The sequence below is a fragment of the Donghicola tyrosinivorans genome, assembly GCF_003003355.1.
Lineage (GTDB): Bacteria > Pseudomonadota > Alphaproteobacteria > Rhodobacterales > Rhodobacteraceae > Donghicola > Donghicola tyrosinivorans.
In genome coordinates, this window is record NZ_PVTQ01000003.1 from 108,833 (window position 1) to 127,738 (window position 18,906).

The 18,906-nt window shown below is 57.9% G+C and carries 17 protein-coding genes; 5 read left to right on the forward strand and 12 right to left on the reverse strand.

Annotation, left to right across the window (positions count from 1 at the left end; translation table 11 throughout):
- Positions 1–28 precede the first annotated feature (28 nt).
- Complete coding sequence (locus CLV74_RS05275) at positions 29–451, reverse strand: GlcG/HbpS family heme-binding protein (protein WP_106263188.1); 423 nt, start codon at positions 449–451, stop codon at positions 29–31.
- Between the two features lie 12 nt (positions 452–463).
- The gene (locus tag CLV74_RS05280; protein WP_106263189.1) at positions 464–2,593 is read right to left on the reverse strand and encodes a malate synthase G; all 2,130 of its coding nucleotides are present in this window, start codon (positions 2,591–2,593) and stop codon (positions 464–466) included.
- Positions 2,594–2,692: 99 nt separating this feature from the next.
- On the opposite strand from CLV74_RS05280, the gene CLV74_RS05285 reads away from it, so the two are divergent.
- The 3 genes from CLV74_RS05285 (at position 2,693) to CLV74_RS05295 (ending at position 5,693) form a co-directional block, all read left to right on the forward strand.
- On the forward strand, positions 2,693–3,472 hold the full coding sequence (locus tag CLV74_RS05285; RefSeq protein ID WP_106263190.1) for an IclR family transcriptional regulator: 780 nt from the start codon (positions 2,693–2,695) through the stop codon (positions 3,470–3,472).
- 598 nt (positions 3,473–4,070) lie between these two features.
- Entirely contained in the window at positions 4,071–4,736 is a 666-nt protein-coding gene (locus tag CLV74_RS05290) for a hypothetical protein (protein WP_106263191.1), read from the forward strand.
- 252 nt (positions 4,737–4,988) lie between these two features.
- Entirely contained in the window at positions 4,989–5,693 is a 705-nt protein-coding gene (locus CLV74_RS05295) for a hypothetical protein (protein ID WP_106263192.1), read from the forward strand.
- Positions 5,694–5,784: 91 nt separating this feature from the next.
- Here CLV74_RS05295 and gyrB read toward each other — a convergent pair whose 3' ends face one another.
- The 9 genes from gyrB to mutM form a co-directional block, all read right to left on the reverse strand.
- On the reverse strand, positions 5,785–8,202 hold the full coding sequence (gene gyrB / locus CLV74_RS05300) for a DNA topoisomerase (ATP-hydrolyzing) subunit B (protein WP_106263193.1): 2,418 nt from the start codon (positions 8,200–8,202) through the stop codon (positions 5,785–5,787).
- A gap of 293 nt (positions 8,203–8,495) precedes the next feature.
- The gene (locus CLV74_RS05305) at positions 8,496–9,116 is read right to left on the reverse strand and encodes a LysE family translocator (RefSeq protein ID WP_106263194.1); all 621 of its coding nucleotides are present in this window, start codon (positions 9,114–9,116) and stop codon (positions 8,496–8,498) included.
- Complete coding sequence (locus tag CLV74_RS05310; RefSeq protein ID WP_106263195.1) at positions 9,113–9,529, reverse strand: VOC family protein; 417 nt, start codon at positions 9,527–9,529, stop codon at positions 9,113–9,115. The genes CLV74_RS05305 and CLV74_RS05310 overlap by 4 nt, the downstream gene beginning before the upstream one ends.
- Positions 9,526–10,629, reverse strand: a complete 1,104-nt coding sequence (recF, locus tag CLV74_RS05315) for a DNA replication/repair protein RecF (RefSeq protein ID WP_106263196.1) — start codon at positions 10,627–10,629, stop codon at positions 9,526–9,528. Before recF ends, CLV74_RS05310 begins: the two co-directional genes overlap by 4 nt.
- A gap of 100 nt (positions 10,630–10,729) precedes the next feature.
- The gene (gene dnaN, locus CLV74_RS05320; protein WP_106263197.1) at positions 10,730–11,848 is read right to left on the reverse strand and encodes a DNA polymerase III subunit beta; all 1,119 of its coding nucleotides are present in this window, start codon (positions 11,846–11,848) and stop codon (positions 10,730–10,732) included.
- A 116-nt stretch (positions 11,849–11,964) separates the two neighbouring features.
- Positions 11,965–13,347, reverse strand: coding sequence for a chromosomal replication initiator protein DnaA (dnaA, locus tag CLV74_RS05325; RefSeq protein WP_245888466.1), 1,383 nt, complete (start codon positions 13,345–13,347; stop codon positions 11,965–11,967).
- Between the two features lie 465 nt (positions 13,348–13,812).
- Positions 13,813–14,076, reverse strand: coding sequence for a 30S ribosomal protein S20 (gene rpsT, locus CLV74_RS05330; protein WP_106263199.1), 264 nt, complete (start codon positions 14,074–14,076; stop codon positions 13,813–13,815).
- Between the two features lie 113 nt (positions 14,077–14,189).
- A complete protein-coding gene (locus CLV74_RS05335; protein WP_106263200.1) occupies positions 14,190–14,966 on the reverse strand; it encodes an enoyl-CoA hydratase in 777 nt (258 codons plus the stop codon).
- 63 nt (positions 14,967–15,029) lie between these two features.
- A complete protein-coding gene (gene mutM / locus CLV74_RS05340; protein ID WP_106263201.1) occupies positions 15,030–15,881 on the reverse strand; it encodes a bifunctional DNA-formamidopyrimidine glycosylase/DNA-(apurinic or apyrimidinic site) lyase in 852 nt (283 codons plus the stop codon).
- Between the two features lie 86 nt (positions 15,882–15,967).
- On the opposite strand from mutM, the gene ubiE reads away from it, so the two are divergent.
- Together ubiE and ubiB are read left to right on the forward strand one after the other, a co-directional pair.
- Entirely contained in the window at positions 15,968–16,723 is a 756-nt protein-coding gene (ubiE, locus tag CLV74_RS05345) for a bifunctional demethylmenaquinone methyltransferase/2-methoxy-6-polyprenyl-1,4-benzoquinol methylase UbiE (RefSeq protein WP_106263202.1), read from the forward strand.
- A 3-nt stretch (positions 16,724–16,726) separates the two neighbouring features.
- Positions 16,727–18,256 (forward strand): 2-polyprenylphenol 6-hydroxylase, encoded by a 1,530-nt coding sequence (gene ubiB, locus CLV74_RS05350; RefSeq protein ID WP_106263203.1) that lies wholly within the window; start codon positions 16,727–16,729, stop codon positions 18,254–18,256.
- On the opposite strand, the gene CLV74_RS05355 is transcribed toward ubiB, so the two are convergent.
- Positions 18,253–18,906, reverse strand: a complete 654-nt coding sequence (locus CLV74_RS05355) for a flagellar hook capping FlgD N-terminal domain-containing protein (protein WP_106263204.1) — start codon at positions 18,904–18,906, stop codon at positions 18,253–18,255. The two genes, ubiB and CLV74_RS05355, sit on opposite strands and share 4 nt — an antisense overlap.

The window sequence follows — 18,906 nt, forward strand, 5'->3', positions numbered from 1 at the left end:
GGACGCCCTACACAATCTTTCACTGAAATCAGAGCGTTGCCATCAACTCATCGATCCCCGCCTGAGCCACTTGCATGTCCTGCGCGGGGGTGCCAGAGCTGACACCAATCCCACCGACACAAGCGCCATCCACCATCACAGGCAGACCGCCGCCAACCACCATCAAACGGCCGCCGATGGCGCTGTTGATACCGTGGGTCGGACCTTCGGGCTGGCTGATCGCACCATATTCATGGGTCGCTTTCTTGGCGCCCGAGGCGGTGAAGCTTTTGTCGATCGCAATGGTGATGCTGGTGACTTTACCGCCATCCATACGCTCGAACGCGACCAGATTGCCGCCATCGTCCGTGATCGCGATGCACATGGGCACACCGATCTCTGCCGCTTTGGCGCGGGCTCCGGCCAGCATGACAGTCGCGTCGTTCAGATCCAGTCGGGTTACAGTCATCATCTTGGTATCTCCTTATCCGGCCTTGGCCACACGGCGGGCGGCATGCAAAAGCGGCTCGGTATAGCCCGAGGGCTGTTCTGCGCCTTTGAACACCAGATCACAGGCCGCTTTGAACGCGGGGCCGTCGTAATCCGGTGCCATCGCGCGGTAATCGGGGTCATGGGCGTTCTGCGCGTCCACCTTCACGGCCATCCTCTTGAGCGAGGCCATAACCTCATCCTCCGAGCAAACTCCGTGCATCAGCCAGTTCGCCAGATACTGAGAACTGATCCGCAGGGTCGCGCGGTCTTCCATCAGTGCCACATCATTGATGTCCGGAACTTTCGAACAGCCAATGCCCAGATCAACCCAACGCACCACATAGCCAAGGATCGACTGGCACGAGTTATCCAGCTCGCGCGTGACTTCCTCATCGCTGAGGTTGCGGCCCACCATCAGCGGCGGGGTTAGCAGAGCGTCAAGGCTAGCTTTCTCACGCCCTTTCAGGGTTTCCTGAAGCGCAGGAACATTAACCTGATGGTAATGGGTGGCGTGCAAAGTGGCGGCTGTGGGGCTGGGAACCCACGCGGTGTTCGCGCCGGCCTTAGGATGACCGATTTTGACCTCCAGCATCTCGGCCATCGCATCAGGCTTGGCCCACATGCCTTTGCCGATTTGCCCTTTGCCGTCCATGCCAGCGGAAAGGCCCGCATCCACGTTCCCGGCCTCATAAGCGGACAGCCACGCGGCGTCCTTCATCTCGCCCTTGGGAATGACGGGGCCCGCCTGCATCGAGGTGTGGATTTCGTCGCCCGTACGATCAAGGAAACCGGTATTGATGAACACACAGCGGTCTTTGACCTCATAGATACAGGCCAGCAGGTTGGCCGACGTGCGACGCTCTTCGTCCATGACGCCCAGTTTTACGGTATTGCGAGGCAGGCCAAGGATGTCTTCGACACGGGAATACATCTCGTTCGCGAAAGCCACTTCTTCGGGGCCGTGCATCTTGGGCTTCACGACATAGACCGACCCGTGACGCGAGTTGTTGTTGGTGCTACGCGCCAGATCATGCATGGCCGCGGCCACGGTGATGGCGGCATCCAACATGCCTTCGGGGGTCTCTTGGCCGTCCAGCAGAACCGCATCTGTGGTCATCAGGTGACCCACGTTGCGGACCAGCAAAACAACGCGGCCGGGATGGATGACCGGCGCGCCTTCCGGCGACAGGTAGGTCACGTCAGGGTTCAAACGGCGGGTCATCACCTTGCCACCCTTTTCAAAGCTCTCTTCCAGATCGCCTTTCATCAGACCAAGCCAGTTGGCGTAGACCGCGCATTTGTCTTCGGCATCCACTGCGGCAACCGAATCTTCGCAGTCCTGAATGGCAGTCAGGGCGCTTTCCAGACGGATGTCAGAAATATGGGCAGGATCATCCTTGCCGATGGGCGAGTCCGCGTTGATCACGATCTGGATCAGCAGACCGTTCACCTTCAGGAACACATCGCCCTTTTCCATGTGGCCCGCGAATTGCGACGGATCGGCAAGGCCGGTTTCATCCCCATCCACGGTCACGAACAGAATGCCATCGCGCACGTCCATCGCCTGAACACCTGCCCAACTGCCACCAGCCAAAGGGGCAACTTTGTCCAGATGGGCGCGACCCCATGCGATCACCTTCGCGCCACGTTCAGCGTCATAGCCGCCCGCCTTAGCCGTGCCGGGGATCGCATCAGTGCCGTAAAGCGCGTCATAGAGAGAGCCCCAACGCGCGTTCGCCGCGTTCAACGCAAAACGAGCATTCATCACCGGCACCACCAACTGAGGGCCTGCAACGGTTGCGATCTCAGGGTCCACGTTCTGGGTGCCCATAGTGAAGGGCGCGGGCGCGTCTACCAGATAGCCGATCTCACGCAGGAACGACTGGTACTCGGCGGCATCGATGGCCTTACCGGCGCGAGCCTTGTGCCAGTCATCAATCTGGCTTTGCAGCGCATCGCGCTTGGCCAACAGCGCTGCGTTCTTGGGCGCCAGATCCCGCAGCATAGCGGCATAGCCCGCCCAGAAATCATCCGCGCTCACATTCAGCAACACTTGCTCTTCAACCAGCTTGGCCAAAGGAGCTGCGACCTTCAGGCCGTGACGTTCGACATATTCCGACATGGCGTCCTCCAATTAACTACACGTCAGATAGCGCGATCTCTCTTGCAGTGTGAGAAATTGAAATTACTTTTTCACTATGCGGAAAGGGAGGGTCCGAAAATGAAATCACCCAAGGACGGAGTGCAGTCAGTCAGCCGTGCGCTTGGCCTGTTGCAAGAACTCGCGCGATCAGACGATGGTTTGCGGGTGTCGGATCTTGCGCGCAGCACCGGTCTGGCGGTTTCGACAACCCATCGCCTGTTAACCACATTGGAGCAACACGGGTTCACCCAGTTCGAGACCGAGACAAGCCTTTGGCATGTGGGACGCGAGGCATTCACTGTGGGCAGTGCCTTTGGTCGTCGGCGCAATTATATCGCGCCCGCCTTGCCCTTTTTGCGCCGTCTGCGGGACGCCACCCGCGAAACAGCGAACCTTGGAATTCTGGATGATGACCAATTGATCACGGTCTCTCAGGTGGAAAGCCGCGAAATCATGCGCGCCATCTCGCCCCCCGGCGGGCGGGTTCCAGTGTTTTGTAGCGGTATGGGCAAGGCTATTGTCTCGACTTGGCGGGACGAGGATATCCTGTCGCTGGTCACCCGCGCGGGACTGCCACGCATGACGGCCAAGAGCCTGCGCAATCCCGATGAAGTTCTAAAAGACATCGAAAAGACCCGCGCCCGCGGCTATGCGCTGGATGATGAGGAACACGTCACCGGTCTGCGTTGCGTCGCCGCCGAGGTCTGGTCGCCTCAAGGCGAGGCAGTCTGCGCCATCTCTGTCTCTGGTCTGGCGGCGCGTCTGGACGCCGCTCGTATCGATGAGATCGGCAAGCATGTGCGCAAAGCCGCCAATGACCTGACCGAGCGTTTGGGCGGAACCCACCCCGATCTCTAGCAGCCCGCCAATGGTCCAGTTTACCCCAAACGCGCCTTCGAATTGAGGCGCGCCGGATGACAAGTGCCTAGTGCAAACCCGCCCCTGCCCTGAGGCCGGAAACGAATCACATATGCCAAAAATCGGACGATCGGCGGCCGCGATTGGACCGTGTGATGGTTTGCGCCAAGTTTTTAAGGCGCTGACCGCCCCTTTCCTCATTAAAATCCCGAAAATTTTCGGATATACCGGAAGTACTCGTTAGTATATCTAACTGTCAGACGCGCGTATCCGATGCGTTGGTATAGAAATTTTGGTTACCGTATTTCTGATTTTCGCAATTCTATAGTTGCATTTCATAGGCCAAATTCGTGGACGCATTCTGATTGAGTCCGGTGTCAGTCGAGTGGGGTTATACCCCTTGGGATATATCAACGGATCATTTGAAAAAATTTTAGAGAACGGCCGTAACTCTTTTACACCCACCCGTGCAAAAACGTACCGCCGTACTCATTCGGACAAGGGCACTAGATAAAGCCGGAAACTAAATCCAATCTTAATTCGTAACTTCCATAAGCCTCATGACCGATGAGGCCTCAGCGGAGCGAAAGGAATTGAGATGCGACACGCTGTTCAGAAAATTGCCAGTCTGGCTTTTGCTGCTGTTGTTGCGTTTTCAGTGAGCGGCGATGCTGCGCAGGCGGCCAGCTCATTGGCTGCACAATGCGCAAAAGCCCCGGTAATCAAGGTCGTTGCGAACCAGGTTCCAGCTCAACTGACCACCCAGCGTCCTGAAGCCTACGCCAAGAAAATGCGTGCCGGCTGGCGGGTCCAAGGTCTGACTGTCCTGAAACGTCAGTTCGCGGCGCAGATCAGTTGGGACGTGGTTTCCACCTCTCAGGGCAGTTGCCTTCGGATGCGTGAGGTTACAGTTCGTGCTGGTGAAATTCCACCGAAGATCTGGATCAATCCATCTATTCGGGTGAATAGCTGTGAATACAAGATCACCATGCGGCATGAATTAGAGCATGTGAAAAATCACAATACATATCTCACTCAATTCAAGACAGGTGTGAAATCCAATTTCCCCAAGATGCTCGGTCGGAATGGATATGTGATGCTGCATAATGGCCGCTCGACTGCACAAGCACAGGCGCAAATACGTAACTCTGTCACGCAAATCCTTCATGCCATAAATCGTAAGTATGACGCGATTGCGGACAAGAAGGACCAGCACATGGATACGCCCAGCAATTACCGACGTGAGTTTGCGTCTTGCCGGTAGTTCACCGCGAAGGCCCATAAAAACAGGCGATTTTCCGTTGCACGAAAATCGCCTGTTCTTTGAAAATACCGCATTTCTCTTTCTGAATCAGACTGCTAGTGTGCCGAAAAATAATTAGGTAGCCTCATGGTCGATTCCACTGGTGTTCGCCTTTCCGAGTTTTTCTCTCTTTTCCCGAAATCTAATTTCTGTGCAGGTCGTATTTTTTCGACCAAATGGACGAAGGTTCTCTCGGCGTTTTCGGGATTACTGATGCTGACAGGACTGCCTGCACAGGCAGAGTCTCTGATCGCTCGCTGCAATGAAGCGCCAGCGTTGACCATCACCCGCATGGATGAGCCAGCCAAACTGGTGCGCCGCATGCCCCGCGGCGTCGAAGTGGACAAGGCCTTCATGTTCCGTGTCTGGGGCTTCACCAAGATGATCTACGCCCCCGACATCGAGCTGGAATGGCAGCGTCTCAGTCAGGGCGACAAATCCTGTCTGCGTGTGAAAGAGGCGCGCGTGACGATGGGCGTCGAACGTCCACTGGTCTGGGTCAAAAGCAAGCTGCAAAAGGGCAGCTGCGAATATGACGTGACGCTACAGCACGAAAGCCAGCATGTGGTGTACTACAACACCTATATCGCTGACGCGACGGCCCTGCTGGAAAAGAACCTAGCCCGGACGCTGCGCGGTGAAACCTATTCCATGCGTCAGCATGACGTGACCGACAAAATGCAGCTGGCGGCGCTAGAGGCAGACATCCAGAACATCCTGCTGGATATGCTGAAACCTCTGGAGACAGCGACGATCAAGAAGAACCGTATGATCGACAACCCCGCGACCTACGCCAAGGAAGCACGCGTTTGCCCCCGTTTCGCCAAGGAAGAGGCAGCCATCGTGGCTGAATTGCAAGCTGCCGCCGAAGCTGCACTGGCAAGAGAGGCCGCGAAAGAAGAGGCGCATACGCACTAGCGCTGCGCCGACGCTTTGCTGAAATGAAAAACGACGCGCCATCCTCTGGCGCGTCGTTTCCTTTTGGGCATGGGACGTCGGGCAAAGCGCCTTAGAAGTCCAGATTTTCCACGCTCAGAGCGTTCTGCTGGATGAACTCGCGGCGCGGTTCCACCACGTCGCCCATCAGCTTGGTGAACAGATCGTCGGCCTCGGCCATATCGTCGATCTTCACCTGCAGCAGAGTGCGGGCATTCGGGTCCAGTGTGGTTTCCCACAGCTGCTCGGGGTTCATTTCACCCAGCCCCTTATAACGCTGCAGCGACAGACCCTTTTCACCTTCGGACAAGATGGCGGCCAACAGGTCCAGCGGGCCGTAGATCCACTGCTCGCGGTCCTTGCGGATCAGCTTGGCGGGCTTGCCATAGACGTCCTGCAACGACTGGGTCAGGGTGCCAACGCGGCGCGCCTCGCCCGAGCGCAGAACGGGGCCGTCCAACGTCCGCGCCTCTTCCACACCGCGCAGAATACGGGTCAGACGCATGCCACGGTCCTGCGTGGGTCGGCCTTGCCAACCACGCTCATATTCCAGCGCCACAACGTCCAGACGGGCCGCCACGCGGTCACACATGCCCTGGAGGTCCGCATCCACCGCACCGGGAACAAAGGCGCCTGCAATGGCGGCCTGCTCAAGGATATTGCGGGGGTAATGGGTCGGGAAGGCATCCAGAATGCGTTTGACGCTGCGTGCCTCTTCGACCACGCGGATCAGGTCCTGACCGATAATCTCTTCGCCGTTACCCATACGCAGAACCGCGCCTTCAACGCCTTGTGCGATCAGGTATTCTTCCATCGCGGACTGGTCCTTGAGGTACACCTCGGACTTGCCACGCGCCACTTTGTACAGCGGCGGCTGCGCGATGTAGAGGTATCCACCCTCAATCAATTCGGGCATCTGACGGTAGAAGAAGGTCAGCAGAAGCGTCCGAATGTGGGCACCATCCACGTCCGCATCGGTCATGATGACGATCTTATGGTAGCGCAGCTTGTTGATGTTGAACTCATCCCGACCAATGCCGGTACCAAGCGCCATCACAAGGTTGCCGATCTCTTGACTGGACAGCATCCGGTCAAAACGGGCGCGTTCGACGTTCAGGATTTTACCTTTTAGCGGCAAAATCGCCTGCGTGCCCCGATCGCGACCGGTCTGCGCCGAACCGCCAGCCGAGTCACCCTCGACGAGGAAAAGTTCGGTTTTCGCCGGATCTTTTTCCGAGCAATCCTTCAGCTTGCCCGCAAGAAAGTTCACGTCCATCGCGGTTTTACGGCGCGTCAGTTCGCGGGCCTTACGGGCCGCTTCACGGGCCAAAGCGGCCTCAATGATCTTGCCGACGATCTGCTTGGCGATATTGGGGTTCTCTTCGAACCACTCAGCCAGCTTTTCGTTCATCAGGCTTTCCACGGCGGGACGCACCTCAGAGCTGACCAGCTTGTCTTTGGTCTGGCTGCTGAATTTGGGGTCCGGCACCTTGACCGAAAGCACGGCGGTCAGGCCTTCGCGGGCATCATCACCAGAGAAGGTTACTTTTTCCTTCTTCGCGATGCCCGAAGTCTGCGCGTAGTTGTTGATCGTACGGGTCAGCGCGCCGCGGAAACCGGCCATGTGGGTGCCGCCGTCACGCTGGGGAATGTTGTTGGTGAAGGGCAGCACCATCTCGTTGTAGCTGTCGTTCCACCACATGGCGACTTCGACGCCGATGCCGTCTTTTTCACCGGTCATAAAGATCGGCTCAGGCATCACCGGCGTCTTGCTGCGGTCCAGATACTTCACAAACTCGCGCACGCCGCCTTCATAGAACAGCTCGGCGCGCAGAGGCTCTGCGGGGCGCTCATCCTCAAGGATAATCTGCACGCCCGAATTCAGGAACGCCAGTTCCCGAAGGCGATTTTCCAGCGTTTTAAAGCTGTATTCCAGGTTCGAGAACGTGTCGGTCGAGGCAAGGAAACGCACCTCGGTGCCACGTTCGCCCTCGGCATCGCCCACAACACGCAGATGCTCGGAAGTTTCACCGCGAACAAACTTTGCGAAATGCTCTTTGCCGTTCCGCCAGATGCGCAGTTCCAGCCAATCCGACAGGGCGTTCACAACCGAAACACCCACCCCGTGCAGACCGCCAGAGACCTTGTAAGAGTTGCTATCGAACTTACCACCCGCGTGCAGCTGGGTCATGATCACTTCGGCAGCGCTGACGCCTTCTTCCTGGTGCAAATCCACCGGAATCCCGCGCCCGTTGTCGCGCACGGAAACGCTGTTGTCGGCGTGAAGTTTAACGGTAACAGCCGTCGCATGACCGGCCAGCGCCTCATCGATGCCGTTGTCCACGACCTCATACACCATGTGGTGCAGACCGCTGCCATCGTCAGTGTCACCGATATACATACCGGGACGCTTACGAACGGCCTCCAAGCCCTTGAGAACTTTGATAGAATCAGCGCCATATTCTTCAGGACGCGATGCGGTATCGGACATGCAGGGTTCCCCTTGTTCTTTACCCGCTTTTTTACAAGGAGTTGATGGGTTTGTCACGCAAATGACCAAGATATAGGGGTCTTTTCGCTGATTCCTTAGGAACCGGAAAGCGCGGCATATGGCGACCTGAAATTCCGCAATTCACGCGCTCGCTCATGGCAAAAGCGCCCGCAACCCGATCCCTCTTTGATATCGTCAGACCAAACGCGCAAACACGCGGTACCTTTATGCGACGCGACACGCAGAAAATGCCTGTAGGAAACAGGTTTCCGGTGAGCTGCCGTAATTCAATCTCACAAAAACGGGATCAAACAGCCCACCGCAATCAGCAAACCGCCCGCAATCCGGTTAGTCCGACGCAAGGCAGAGGGGCTTTGCAACAGCTTGCGCACACGGCCCACAAAGCTTGCCAAGATCAGGTTGCCAATCATCGGCACCAATGCAGAAATCGCGCAGATCGCCGCAATATCCCAAGCGGTGACCCGGCTCAGATCAAAGAAGCCCGGCAACATCCCCATGTAAAACAGGATCGCCTTGGGGTTCCCCAGAATGGCCGCCATCCCTGCCACAAAGCCCGCCCAAACGCCGGGGCGCGTCAGACGGCTATCGGTGCTTAGCACCGTATCCGCATGCCGGATCAGGCCTGCGCCCATGGCGATAAAGACCACCGCCGCCACCCAGCGCAAAATCTCCAGAAACCCGTCATAGGTCTGAACAATCCACGCGACCCCCAGCACCGCCAAAAGCGGCCAAAGCACATCCCCTATGGCCACCCCAAGCGCCAAGGGCCACGCAGCATGAAACCCGCCCGACAAGGCCCGCGCCACCAGCGCAACCCAGACCGGACCGGGCGTCAGGAACAACACAAACAGGGCGCCACAATACAGCGCCAGATCAATAAACCCCAGTGTCATGCAAGGCGCCCTTCTTCATCCATTGGCCAGAAGGGGTTCATTGCCACCTCCCAGATATGCCCGTCGGGATCCGCATAGGTTCCCGAATAGCCACCCCAGAATACCTTTTCCGGCGCTTTGCACGGGCGCGCACCCGCGGCCAATGCAGCACTATAAGCGGCATCGACAGCCGCCTCGGTAGAGAAGTTCTGAGCCAGCGTCATTGCCCCGACGCCCAGATCCTCAGGCGCACGCCCCAGATCCTTTGCCAGTTCAGCCAAATCATAGAGGCCCAGTTTGGCCCCATCCATATCGAAGAACACCACGCCAGTCTGCGCCTGCCCTGCGACCCAGCCCAAAGCCTCATAAAAGGTGCGGGCGCGTTCCAAATCCTTGACCCCCAAAGTGATCAAGGTCACGCGATTGCTTTTCATTTCAAATCCTTCTCAGCGACCGCGCTGGCACCAGCCTCATCCAGCACCTCAAAGTACTGGGCGCGGTCTTTAAATTCCGTAAACAATTCTGGCCCCGTGCCGGTCATCCACGCCTGCGCCCCCAAGGCGCAAACCTCATCATAAAGCGCCGCTCGACGCCCCGCATCCAGATGCGCCGACACCTCATCCAACAGCAAAATCGGCGGTGCCCCAAAATCCTGCGCCAACGCCCGCCCGTTCGCCAGAATAAGCGAGATCAGCAACGCCTTCTGTTCTCCGGTCGAGCAATCCTTGGCGGGCACATCCTTCGCCGCGTAAACCCCGTGCAAATCCGTGCGATGGGGCCCTATCAACGTCCGTCCAGCCGCCAGATCGCGCGCCCGACTAGCCGCAAACGCAGCAGTCAGATCATCCCCATCCATCTCTTCCGCCTCAACCAGCGCCAGATCAGCCACAGGAAAAGCCGTCTCTGCATCCCGCTGCGCAGCGGCAACACGGGCCAAGGCCAACCGGCGGTTCTCCATGATCTGAGCGCCCGCTTCGGCCATCTGCGCCTCAAGCGCGGCGTACCAATAGCCATCCCGCCGTTGGTCTTTCAACAGACGGTTCCGCTCGCGCATGGCCTTCTCATAGGTCAGGGACACCTCACCATGCGCGGGGAAAAAGCTCATGACCATCCGGTCAAGAAACCGACGGCGCCCCTCAGCCCCCTCAATCCAAAGACGGTCCATCGCAGGCACCAACCACAGCACCCGCGCGATCTGCCCCAATGCCAACTGCGAAGCGCCCTTACCGTTCAACCGCAACTGCCGTGCACCGCCGCCTTCGGACCAGATCTCTGCCTCGTGGTCTTGCCCCAAATGGCGCAACACCCCACGCAGCTTCCACCCCAGCGCCTCAGGCCGCCGCGTCATCTCCTCAGCCGAGGCCCGCCGCATCCCGCGTCCCGGTGAAAACAGGGAAACCGCCTCAAGAATATTGGTCTTACCCGCCCCATTCGCCCCGAACAGCGCCACCGGCCGCCCATCACAAAACATCTCCGCCCGCTGGTGCGAGCGAAAATGCGACATCTTCAAATGGGAAAGATACAGACCCTTCATCTTGGTCCTAAATACCTCCGCCGGAGGCATCCGAGGGGAAGTGCGCAGCACATCCCCGAGAGAAACCGCGCAGGGCCCCAAAGGGTCCTGCACTGCAAAATCAGACGCGCATCGGCATCACGACATAGATCGCCGAGGTGTCATTGCCCTCACGCATCAAAGTCGGATCACCGGACGAGTTGAACAGGAACACCGCGTTCTCGCGATCTACCTGACTGGCGATTTCCTGCAGGTATTTCGCGTTGAAACCAATCTCCAGATGCTCGTCGGCATAGGCCACAACCAGCTCTTCCTCCGCCGCGCCGCTATCAGGGGCGTTGACTGAAAGGACTAGCTTGTCCTCTTCCAGCGACAGCTTCACCGCCCGCGAACGCTCACTGGATACGGTGGCCACGCGGTCGACGGCCTTGGCGAAATCACCTGCGTCTACTTCCATACGGCGGGTGTTGCCCATGGGAATCACACGGCTGTAATCGGGGAAAGTACCGTCGATCACTTTCGAGGTCAGCGTGATGGTCGGGGTCGCAAAGCGCACTTTGGTTTCCGACACAGACACCGCAATCTCGGCCTCATCGTCGTCCAGCAGCTTGCGCAGCTCACCCACGGTTTTGCGGGGCACGATTACACCGGGCATGCCTTCGGCACCCGAAGGCAGCGGCGCGTCGATGCGGGCCAGACGGTGACCGTCGGTCGCGACGCAGCGCAGAACACGGCCCTCTTCGCCATCCGCCACATGCATGTAAACGCCGTTCAGGTAATAACGGGTCTCTTCGGTCGAGATCGCGAACTTCGATTTGTCGAAAAGCCGACGCAACACTGGCGCGGGGGCCGCGAAATTGCTCTCGTACTCGGACGAGGCCATGACGGGGAAATCTTCCTTCGGCAAAGTCGCCAGCGAGAAGTTCGAGCGCCCCGCCTCAACCGTCAAACGCCCCTTCGCCGCATCATCGGTCAGCGTGACCAACGCGCCATCGGGCAGTTTACGGACGATTTCGTGCAGTGTGACGGCAGAAACCGTTGTTGCGCCAGCGCGTTCGACCTGTGCGACGGTCTTGTCGACCACCTCGATATCAAGGTCGGTCGCACGGAATTTCACGCTATCCCCTTCGGCTTCGATAAGCACGTTGGCGAGGATCGGAATCGTGTTGCGGCGTTCGACAACCGATTGCGCCTGAGCCACAGCCTTGACCAGTACGCCGCGTTCGATGCTGAATTTCATTCCCTCGCTCCTAATTCTTGTAGGGAGCGGTAAGGTACCCCTTTTTGACCCCCACTCAACCCTTTTATTGGATTACTCCAAAGGTTTGCGCGGGGCGTCAAGGGGGTGCGTAGCAGTTACGCTTCCAAAGCGCGGCGCAACAGCTCCAGATCTTCGGCCATCTGGTGATCTTTGGCCTTCAGTTCTTCGATTTTGCGCACACCGTGCATGACGGTGGTGTGATCGCGACCGCCAAAACGACGACCGATTTCCGGCAGCGAACGGGTGGTCAGCTGCTTGCACAGATACATCGCCACCTGACGGGGACGGGCAAAGCTGCGCACGCGCTTCGGGCCAATCATATCGCTGAGACGGATGTTGAAATGCTCGGCCACGCGGCGCTGGATTTCTTCCACGGTGATCTTACGATCGCTGGCCCGCAGAACGTCCGCCAGACAGTCCTGTGTCAGATCGAGCGTGATTTCACGACCCACAAGCGAGGCAAAGGCGAACAGACGGGTCAAAGCCCCTTCCAGAACGCGGACGTTGGTCGAAATCCGGTGTGCCAGGAACTCTAGCACGCCAGATGCGATTTGAAGCTCGGGGTATTGCAGGCGATAGGCCTCGACCTTCGACTGAAGAATACCAAGGCGCAGTTCATAGTCGGTGGGGTGCAGGTCAACGACCAGACCACACTGAAGACGGCTTTTGATCCGGTCTTCCAGATCCTTGATCTCACCCGGCGCACGGTCAGCCGAGATGATGATCTGCTTATTCTGATCCACCAGCGCGTTAAACGTGTGGAAGAACTCTTCCTGAGTCGAATCCTTGCCCGCAATGAACTGCACGTCGTCCACCATCAGGACATCAACGCTGCGGAACAGTTCTTTGAAGTCCATCATCTTGCGGTCGCGCAGGGCCTGAACGAAGCGGTACATAAACTGTTCTGCCGACAGATAGACCACATTCAGGTGGGGCGATTTCAGATGCAACTCCCACGCGATGGCGTGCATGAGGTGCGTTTTACCAAGGCCAACGCCACCATAAAGGAACAGCGGGTTAAAGCTGACAGGGCCACCTTCAGCAACGCGGCGCGCTGCGGCGTGTGCCAGTTCGTTCGGCTTGCCGACGACAAAACGATCAAATGTGTAACGAGGGTCCAGCGGCGCGCCGGGCACTTCCTCGGATTTGGGGGCAGCTGTCGAATTTGCGGCAGCGTCCTGCGCGGGCGCTTCGGCAACGGGTGCCGGCGCGGCTTTCGGCGCGGGCGCAGCGGTGCGGGCAGCCACGACAAACTGGATACGGCGCACGGAAACGCCAGCCGAGTTCATCGAAGACAGAATCGTATCCGCATAGTTCTGCGACAGGTAGTTCCCCATAAAATTGGTCGGCACATTAAATGTGGCGATACCGTCACTCAGACCCTGAAAAACAAGAGGCTCGATCCAGGCTGCAAAATTATTTTGCCCCAACACCTGTCGAAGATCCTGACGGATCTGGCCCCACTGTTCTTGCGTCATTCTTTCCCGCTCCACGTTCATTCGGTCGTCTAACCCGACGATCTTCTTCCTCTAAAAGACCCGCTGCCCCCTGCCCGGGACACGGTCCACCTTCCAACGGCACCCGCCTGACAACAGGCAACAGCCAACCACCCCGAGTCACAATGAGTCGACTCGGATACTAAGAACTATAAGTCACCAAGGACAAACTCGTGAGACGTCGAATTGGCTCCGCGAAACAGCCATTTGGATGCTGCTTTCGCTGGCGCGGCACCCGGAATCAGGCGCTCTTCGATGTCCCCCAAGGCGATGTGACTCGCTGGGTCAATTTACCAACAGGGCTGTGAGGGCAGCAACTGATCTTCGCTCTTGACGTCAAGATTCTGTGAAAGAATCTCTAACGTGACGTAAGGCCCTGTTTCCAAAGAAAAAAGGCACCGCTGATGCGATGCCTTGCGAGTCAGTAAGAAAGACTGACTAAATTTATTAGGCGATTGCCTTAACGCGCGACGACAGACGCGACATTTTGCGGGCAGCGGTGTTTTTGTGCACCAGGCCCTTGCTTACGCCACGCATCAGCTCAGGCTGAGCTGCACGCAATGCGTTTACTGCGGCGTCCTGATCACCCGATGCGATGGCCTCTTCGACCTTGCGCAGGAAGGTGCGGATCCGCGAGCGGCGGGCCTTGTTAACGGCGAAGCGCCGTTCGTTCTGGCGGGCGCGCTTTTTGGATTGAGGCGTGTTTGCCATGTTGTATCGGTCCCATTCTGTGGGTGAATTCGTGTATGAGCGGCCCTGTTAAGGCCGACTCGGTTCTGAGTCAACGGGCATCTGTGGAAAAAACACCCGTTTGTCATATTTCCTTAGCGATCGCGGAATTGGGGCTCACGCTTTTCAAGGAAAGCGGCCATGCCTTCCTTCTGATCTTCGGTTGCAAACAGGCCATTGAACAAGCGACGCTCGAACTGGATGCCCTCTGCAAGGGTGGTTTCAAAGCTGCGATTCACCGCTTCTTTGGCCGCAATGACGCTGACCTGCGATTTCTCGGCGATCTTCTGAGCCGCCGAAAGCGCCTCTTCTTTCAGCTTCTTGGCGGGAACGACGCGGCTAACCAGCCCCGAACGCTCGGCCTCTTCGGCCTCCATGAAGCGGCCCGTCAGGTGCATATCCATGGATTTCGCCTTACCGACAGCACGCGTCAGACGCTGGGTGCCACCGATTCCGGCAATCACGCCCAGATTAATCTCGGGCTGGCCGAATTTCGCGGTGTCCGACGCGATAATGAAATCGCACATCATCGCCAATTCGCACCCGCCACCCAGCGCGTAGCCGGAAACAGCTGCGATAATCGGCTTGCGCGTTTTGGTGATCTGATCGGTTTCAGTCCCGAAGTAGTCCGACAGATACATCTCTACAAAGGATTTTTCGGACATCTCCTTGATGTCGGCCCCGGCGGCGAAGGCTTTCTCCGAGCCGGTAACAACAATGCAGCGCACCTTGTCATTCTGGTCCGCCTCCGCGAGCGCCTTGGAGAGCTCGGTCAGCAGCTGGCTGTTCAGCGCGTTCAGCGCCTCGGGCCGGTTCAGTGTGATCAATGCGACAGAGTCATCAATCTCGACGTTAATCGTCTCAAAGGCCATAAACCTAGTCCTGTGTTACCTCGACCAGTCCGATTCCTTAACAGGGTGGACTGTCGGATCAAGTTATCTTTGACATGTCGGACAGTAGAAACTGGACCGCCCCGACTGAACGATTCTTTTCACGACAGAATTGCAGCCTTCCGCCCGGCAAGGCAGCCCTTCACGGCCATAAACGTCGAAATTGTGCTGAAAATAGCCCAATTCACCGTCGGCCCGACGATAATCTTTCAAAGACGACCCTCCCGCAGCGATCGCCTCATTCAGCACATCGCGAATGATCGGCACTAACGATTTGACGCGACGTTCCGAAATCTGGCCTACCGGACGGGTCGGGTGAATTCCGGCGCGGAACAGTGTTTCGCACACATAGATATTCCCCAGACCTGCGACGATTCCCTGATCCAGAAGCGCAGATTTTATTGGGGTCCGTCGCCCCTTGAAGGCCTGCACCAGATGCGCTTCGTCAAAATTGTTGCCCAATGGCTCTGGGCCCAGAACTGTTAGCCACTTATGCGCATCCACATCGTCGGTACGCGCCAGATCCATCGCGCCGAACCGCCGTGCATCATTGAAGGTGATCCTCGCGCCGTCCGCCATATCCAGCACCACATGATCGTGCTTTTCGGGCGCGGGATGTGGGTGTGCAAACGCTCCGACCTGCGCACCCGAGATCAACATCCGTCCCGACATGCCCAGATGGATCAGCAAAGTCTCGCCCCCTTCCAGATCGCACAGGATGTATTTTGACCGCCGCCGCAGCCCCAAAACCCGCTGGCCCGTCAAACGCGCGGCCATATTTTCAGGGAACGGCCAGCGCAAATCAGGCCGGTTCACCTGCGCAAGCGCGATCCGCTGGCCGGTCATCACAGGCTCCAGCCCGCGACGGACTGTCTCGACTTCGGGCAATTCAGGCATTCCACGTCTCCTTCCGGCAGGGCGCGCATTGTATCGCCCCCCAAGCGCCCTATAAGAAGGACCAGAAACAAGGACGATCAAGACCCATGAGCACCGAAGACAGTCAAGGCACCACCCATTTCGGCTTCCAGACCGTTCACGAGAGCGAAAAGGCAGGGCGCGTTCAGGGCGTCTTCAACTCGGTCGCGTCAAAGTACGACATCATGAATGACGTGATGAGCATGGGAATTCACCGTGTCTGGAAGGATGCGATGATGGATTGGCTGGCCCCGCGCCCGAACACACGCTTGCTGGATGTGGCCGGGGGGACCGGTGATATTTCGTTCCGCTATCTCAAAAGGGCCGGGTCGGCGCACGCCACAGTTCTGGACCTGACCGAACCAATGCTGGTCGAAGGCCGCAAGCGCGCCGAGGCCGAAAGCATGGCCGATAGTCTGAACTGGGTGGTTGGCGACGCCATGAAGTTGCCGTTCGAGGACAACACCTTTGATGTCTACACCATCAGCTTTGGCATTCGGAACGTCACCCGTCCGCAAGAAGCCCTGAACGAGGCCTACCGCGTTCTGCGTCCAGGTGGCCGCCTGATGGTGCTGGAGTTCAGCCAAATCCCGAACGAAGGCCTGCAATGGCTGTATGATCGTTACTCGTTCAACGTGATCCCGCGCATGGGGCAAGTGATCGCGAATGATTTCGACAGTTATCAATATCTTGTGGAATCTATCCGTAAATTCCCCGACCAAGACACATTCCTTGGTATGGTGAAAACGGCAGGCTTTGCGAACGCCAAGTACCGAAACCTGTCTTTGGGCATCGCCGCGCTTCACTCTGGTTGGAAGATCTGATCGATGCGCGGCCCCCACAACATTATCCGCTTGATCCGTACCGGCGCGACGTTGGAGCGTACCGGCGCAATGGGCTTCATTCTGGACGCTATGGAAGCGCCGCGGGCGCTGCGCGTTGTTGCGCGTGCCATGGCCTGGCCTTTCCATTGGTTGGGTGAGGCTGGCGATCCCTCGATGCCGCCAGCGCCGCGGGCGCTGAATGCGCTTGGGCCCGCGTATATCAAGTTTGGCCAGATTCTCTCGACCCGTCCTGATGTGGTCGGGGCCGAAGTCGCCCAGCAACTGCGTGTCCTGCAAGACAAGCTGCCCCCGTTCGACACAGCCATCGCCAAGCAGATGATCCATGATGAGCTTGGCCAGCCTGTCGAGGAAATCTACAGCGAATTCAGCGAACCTTTGGCTGCAGCGTCGATCGCACAGGTCCACAAGGCCCGCCTCTCCGAAACTGGCGAGCAAGTCGCCGTTAAGGTTCTGCGCCCGAACATCGAACGCGCGTTCCGCCGAGACATCGACGCGTTTTATTTTGCGGCACGAATGATTGAACTCTTGTCGCCTTCGTCCCGCAGATTGCGGCCGACCGATGTCATCGCCCACTTCGAAGGCGTTGTAACGGGCGAATTGGACCTGCGTCTGGAAAGCAGTGCCGCTTCGGAATTTGCGGACAACACCAAAAACGATCAGGGATTTACCCTTCCCCAAGTTAAATGGGCCTATTCGGGCCGCCGCGTGATGACGATGGGATGGGCAGAAGGCGAGCCACTGGGCGACAACGCCGCCTTGGACGCTGCGGGTCATGACCGCTCGGCGCTGGGTGCGCGGGTTTTGCAACTGTTCCTCAGCCATGCCCTGCGTGACGGCTATTTCCATGCCGACATGCATCAGGGGAACCTCAAGGTGGCGCCGAATGGCGATATCATTGCCTATGACTTCGGAATCATGGGGCACATCGATGAATACACCCGACGGGTCTACGCAGAAATCCTCTACGGCTTCATCCAGAAGGACTATTACCGAGTCGCAAAGGTCCACTTTGAAGCTGGTTATGTCCCTGCCGACCGCGATGTCGATGAGTTTGCCCGCGCCTTGCGCGCTGTGGGCGAACCGATTTTTGGCATGGACGCCACCCGCATCTCGATGGCGAAGCTGCTGGCCTATTTGTTTGAGGTCACCGAGCGTTTCGGCATGGAAACGCGGACCGAGTTGATCCTGCTGCAACGGACCATGGTTGTTGTCGAAGGCGTTGCACGCTCGCTGGATCCCCACATCAATATCTGGGAAGTCGCGCGCCCCGTCGTCGAGGACTACATCAAGTCCAATCTTGGTCCGAAAGCGATGCTGCGGGATTTGAAAAAGACGGCGGCAGTTTTGGGCCGCTTCGGACCGCGCCTTCCCAACCTTGTGGAAAACGCCCTGACAGCACAGGCGAACAGCCGACCAGAAGCCCCCAAACGCCGCAAGCGTGACCTTCTTTACGGTGCCGTCATCGGCGGTGGCCTTGTCGGCCTTGGCGTTTTCCTTTCGTCGCTGCACTAACGCACGGCCTCAACGGCTGTGGCGTCCAACATGGCGCCACCCGCCAACAAAAGCTGGTTCGACTGACCATCCAGTCGAACCTCTGTCACTTTTCCCCAGACCGACACATCTGAACGATCCGTCATCGTCTCGCCGGAATAGCTTTCAAGGCTAAAAGAATACACGCCGTCTGGTGCAATCCCGCCTTGTGCCGTGGAACCGTACCAATTCAGCTCGGTCTCTCCATCTGGCACAGTGATGCGGTTCACCTCTGTCTGAGTTTCATCATAGACGACCAGTTCATGCCGATCGGCACCGATAGGCAGACTAAGCTGAACCGCAAGCGGATCACCATCAAATTGAACGGCCGATGGCGACAAAACCTCCCGGCCAATCAAAGCGGCCTGATCACCTAGCCCCGACACCCCAAGACTATTGGCCAGGCTGGTCAGATGCTGGTTGGTCAGCACTTGTTGCTCGACACTGGAAAAGGTCGCCAACTGAACCGCGAAATCCGTAGATTCGACCGGATTGAGAGGATCCTGATTCTGCATCTGAACAGTCAGCATCTGAAGGAACGTTTCAAAATCGGAGCTCACCGCCGATGTTTGGGTCTGACTTTTCTGGCTGGCCTGACTGGCCAACGCACCTGAAACTGCACTAACTTCCAT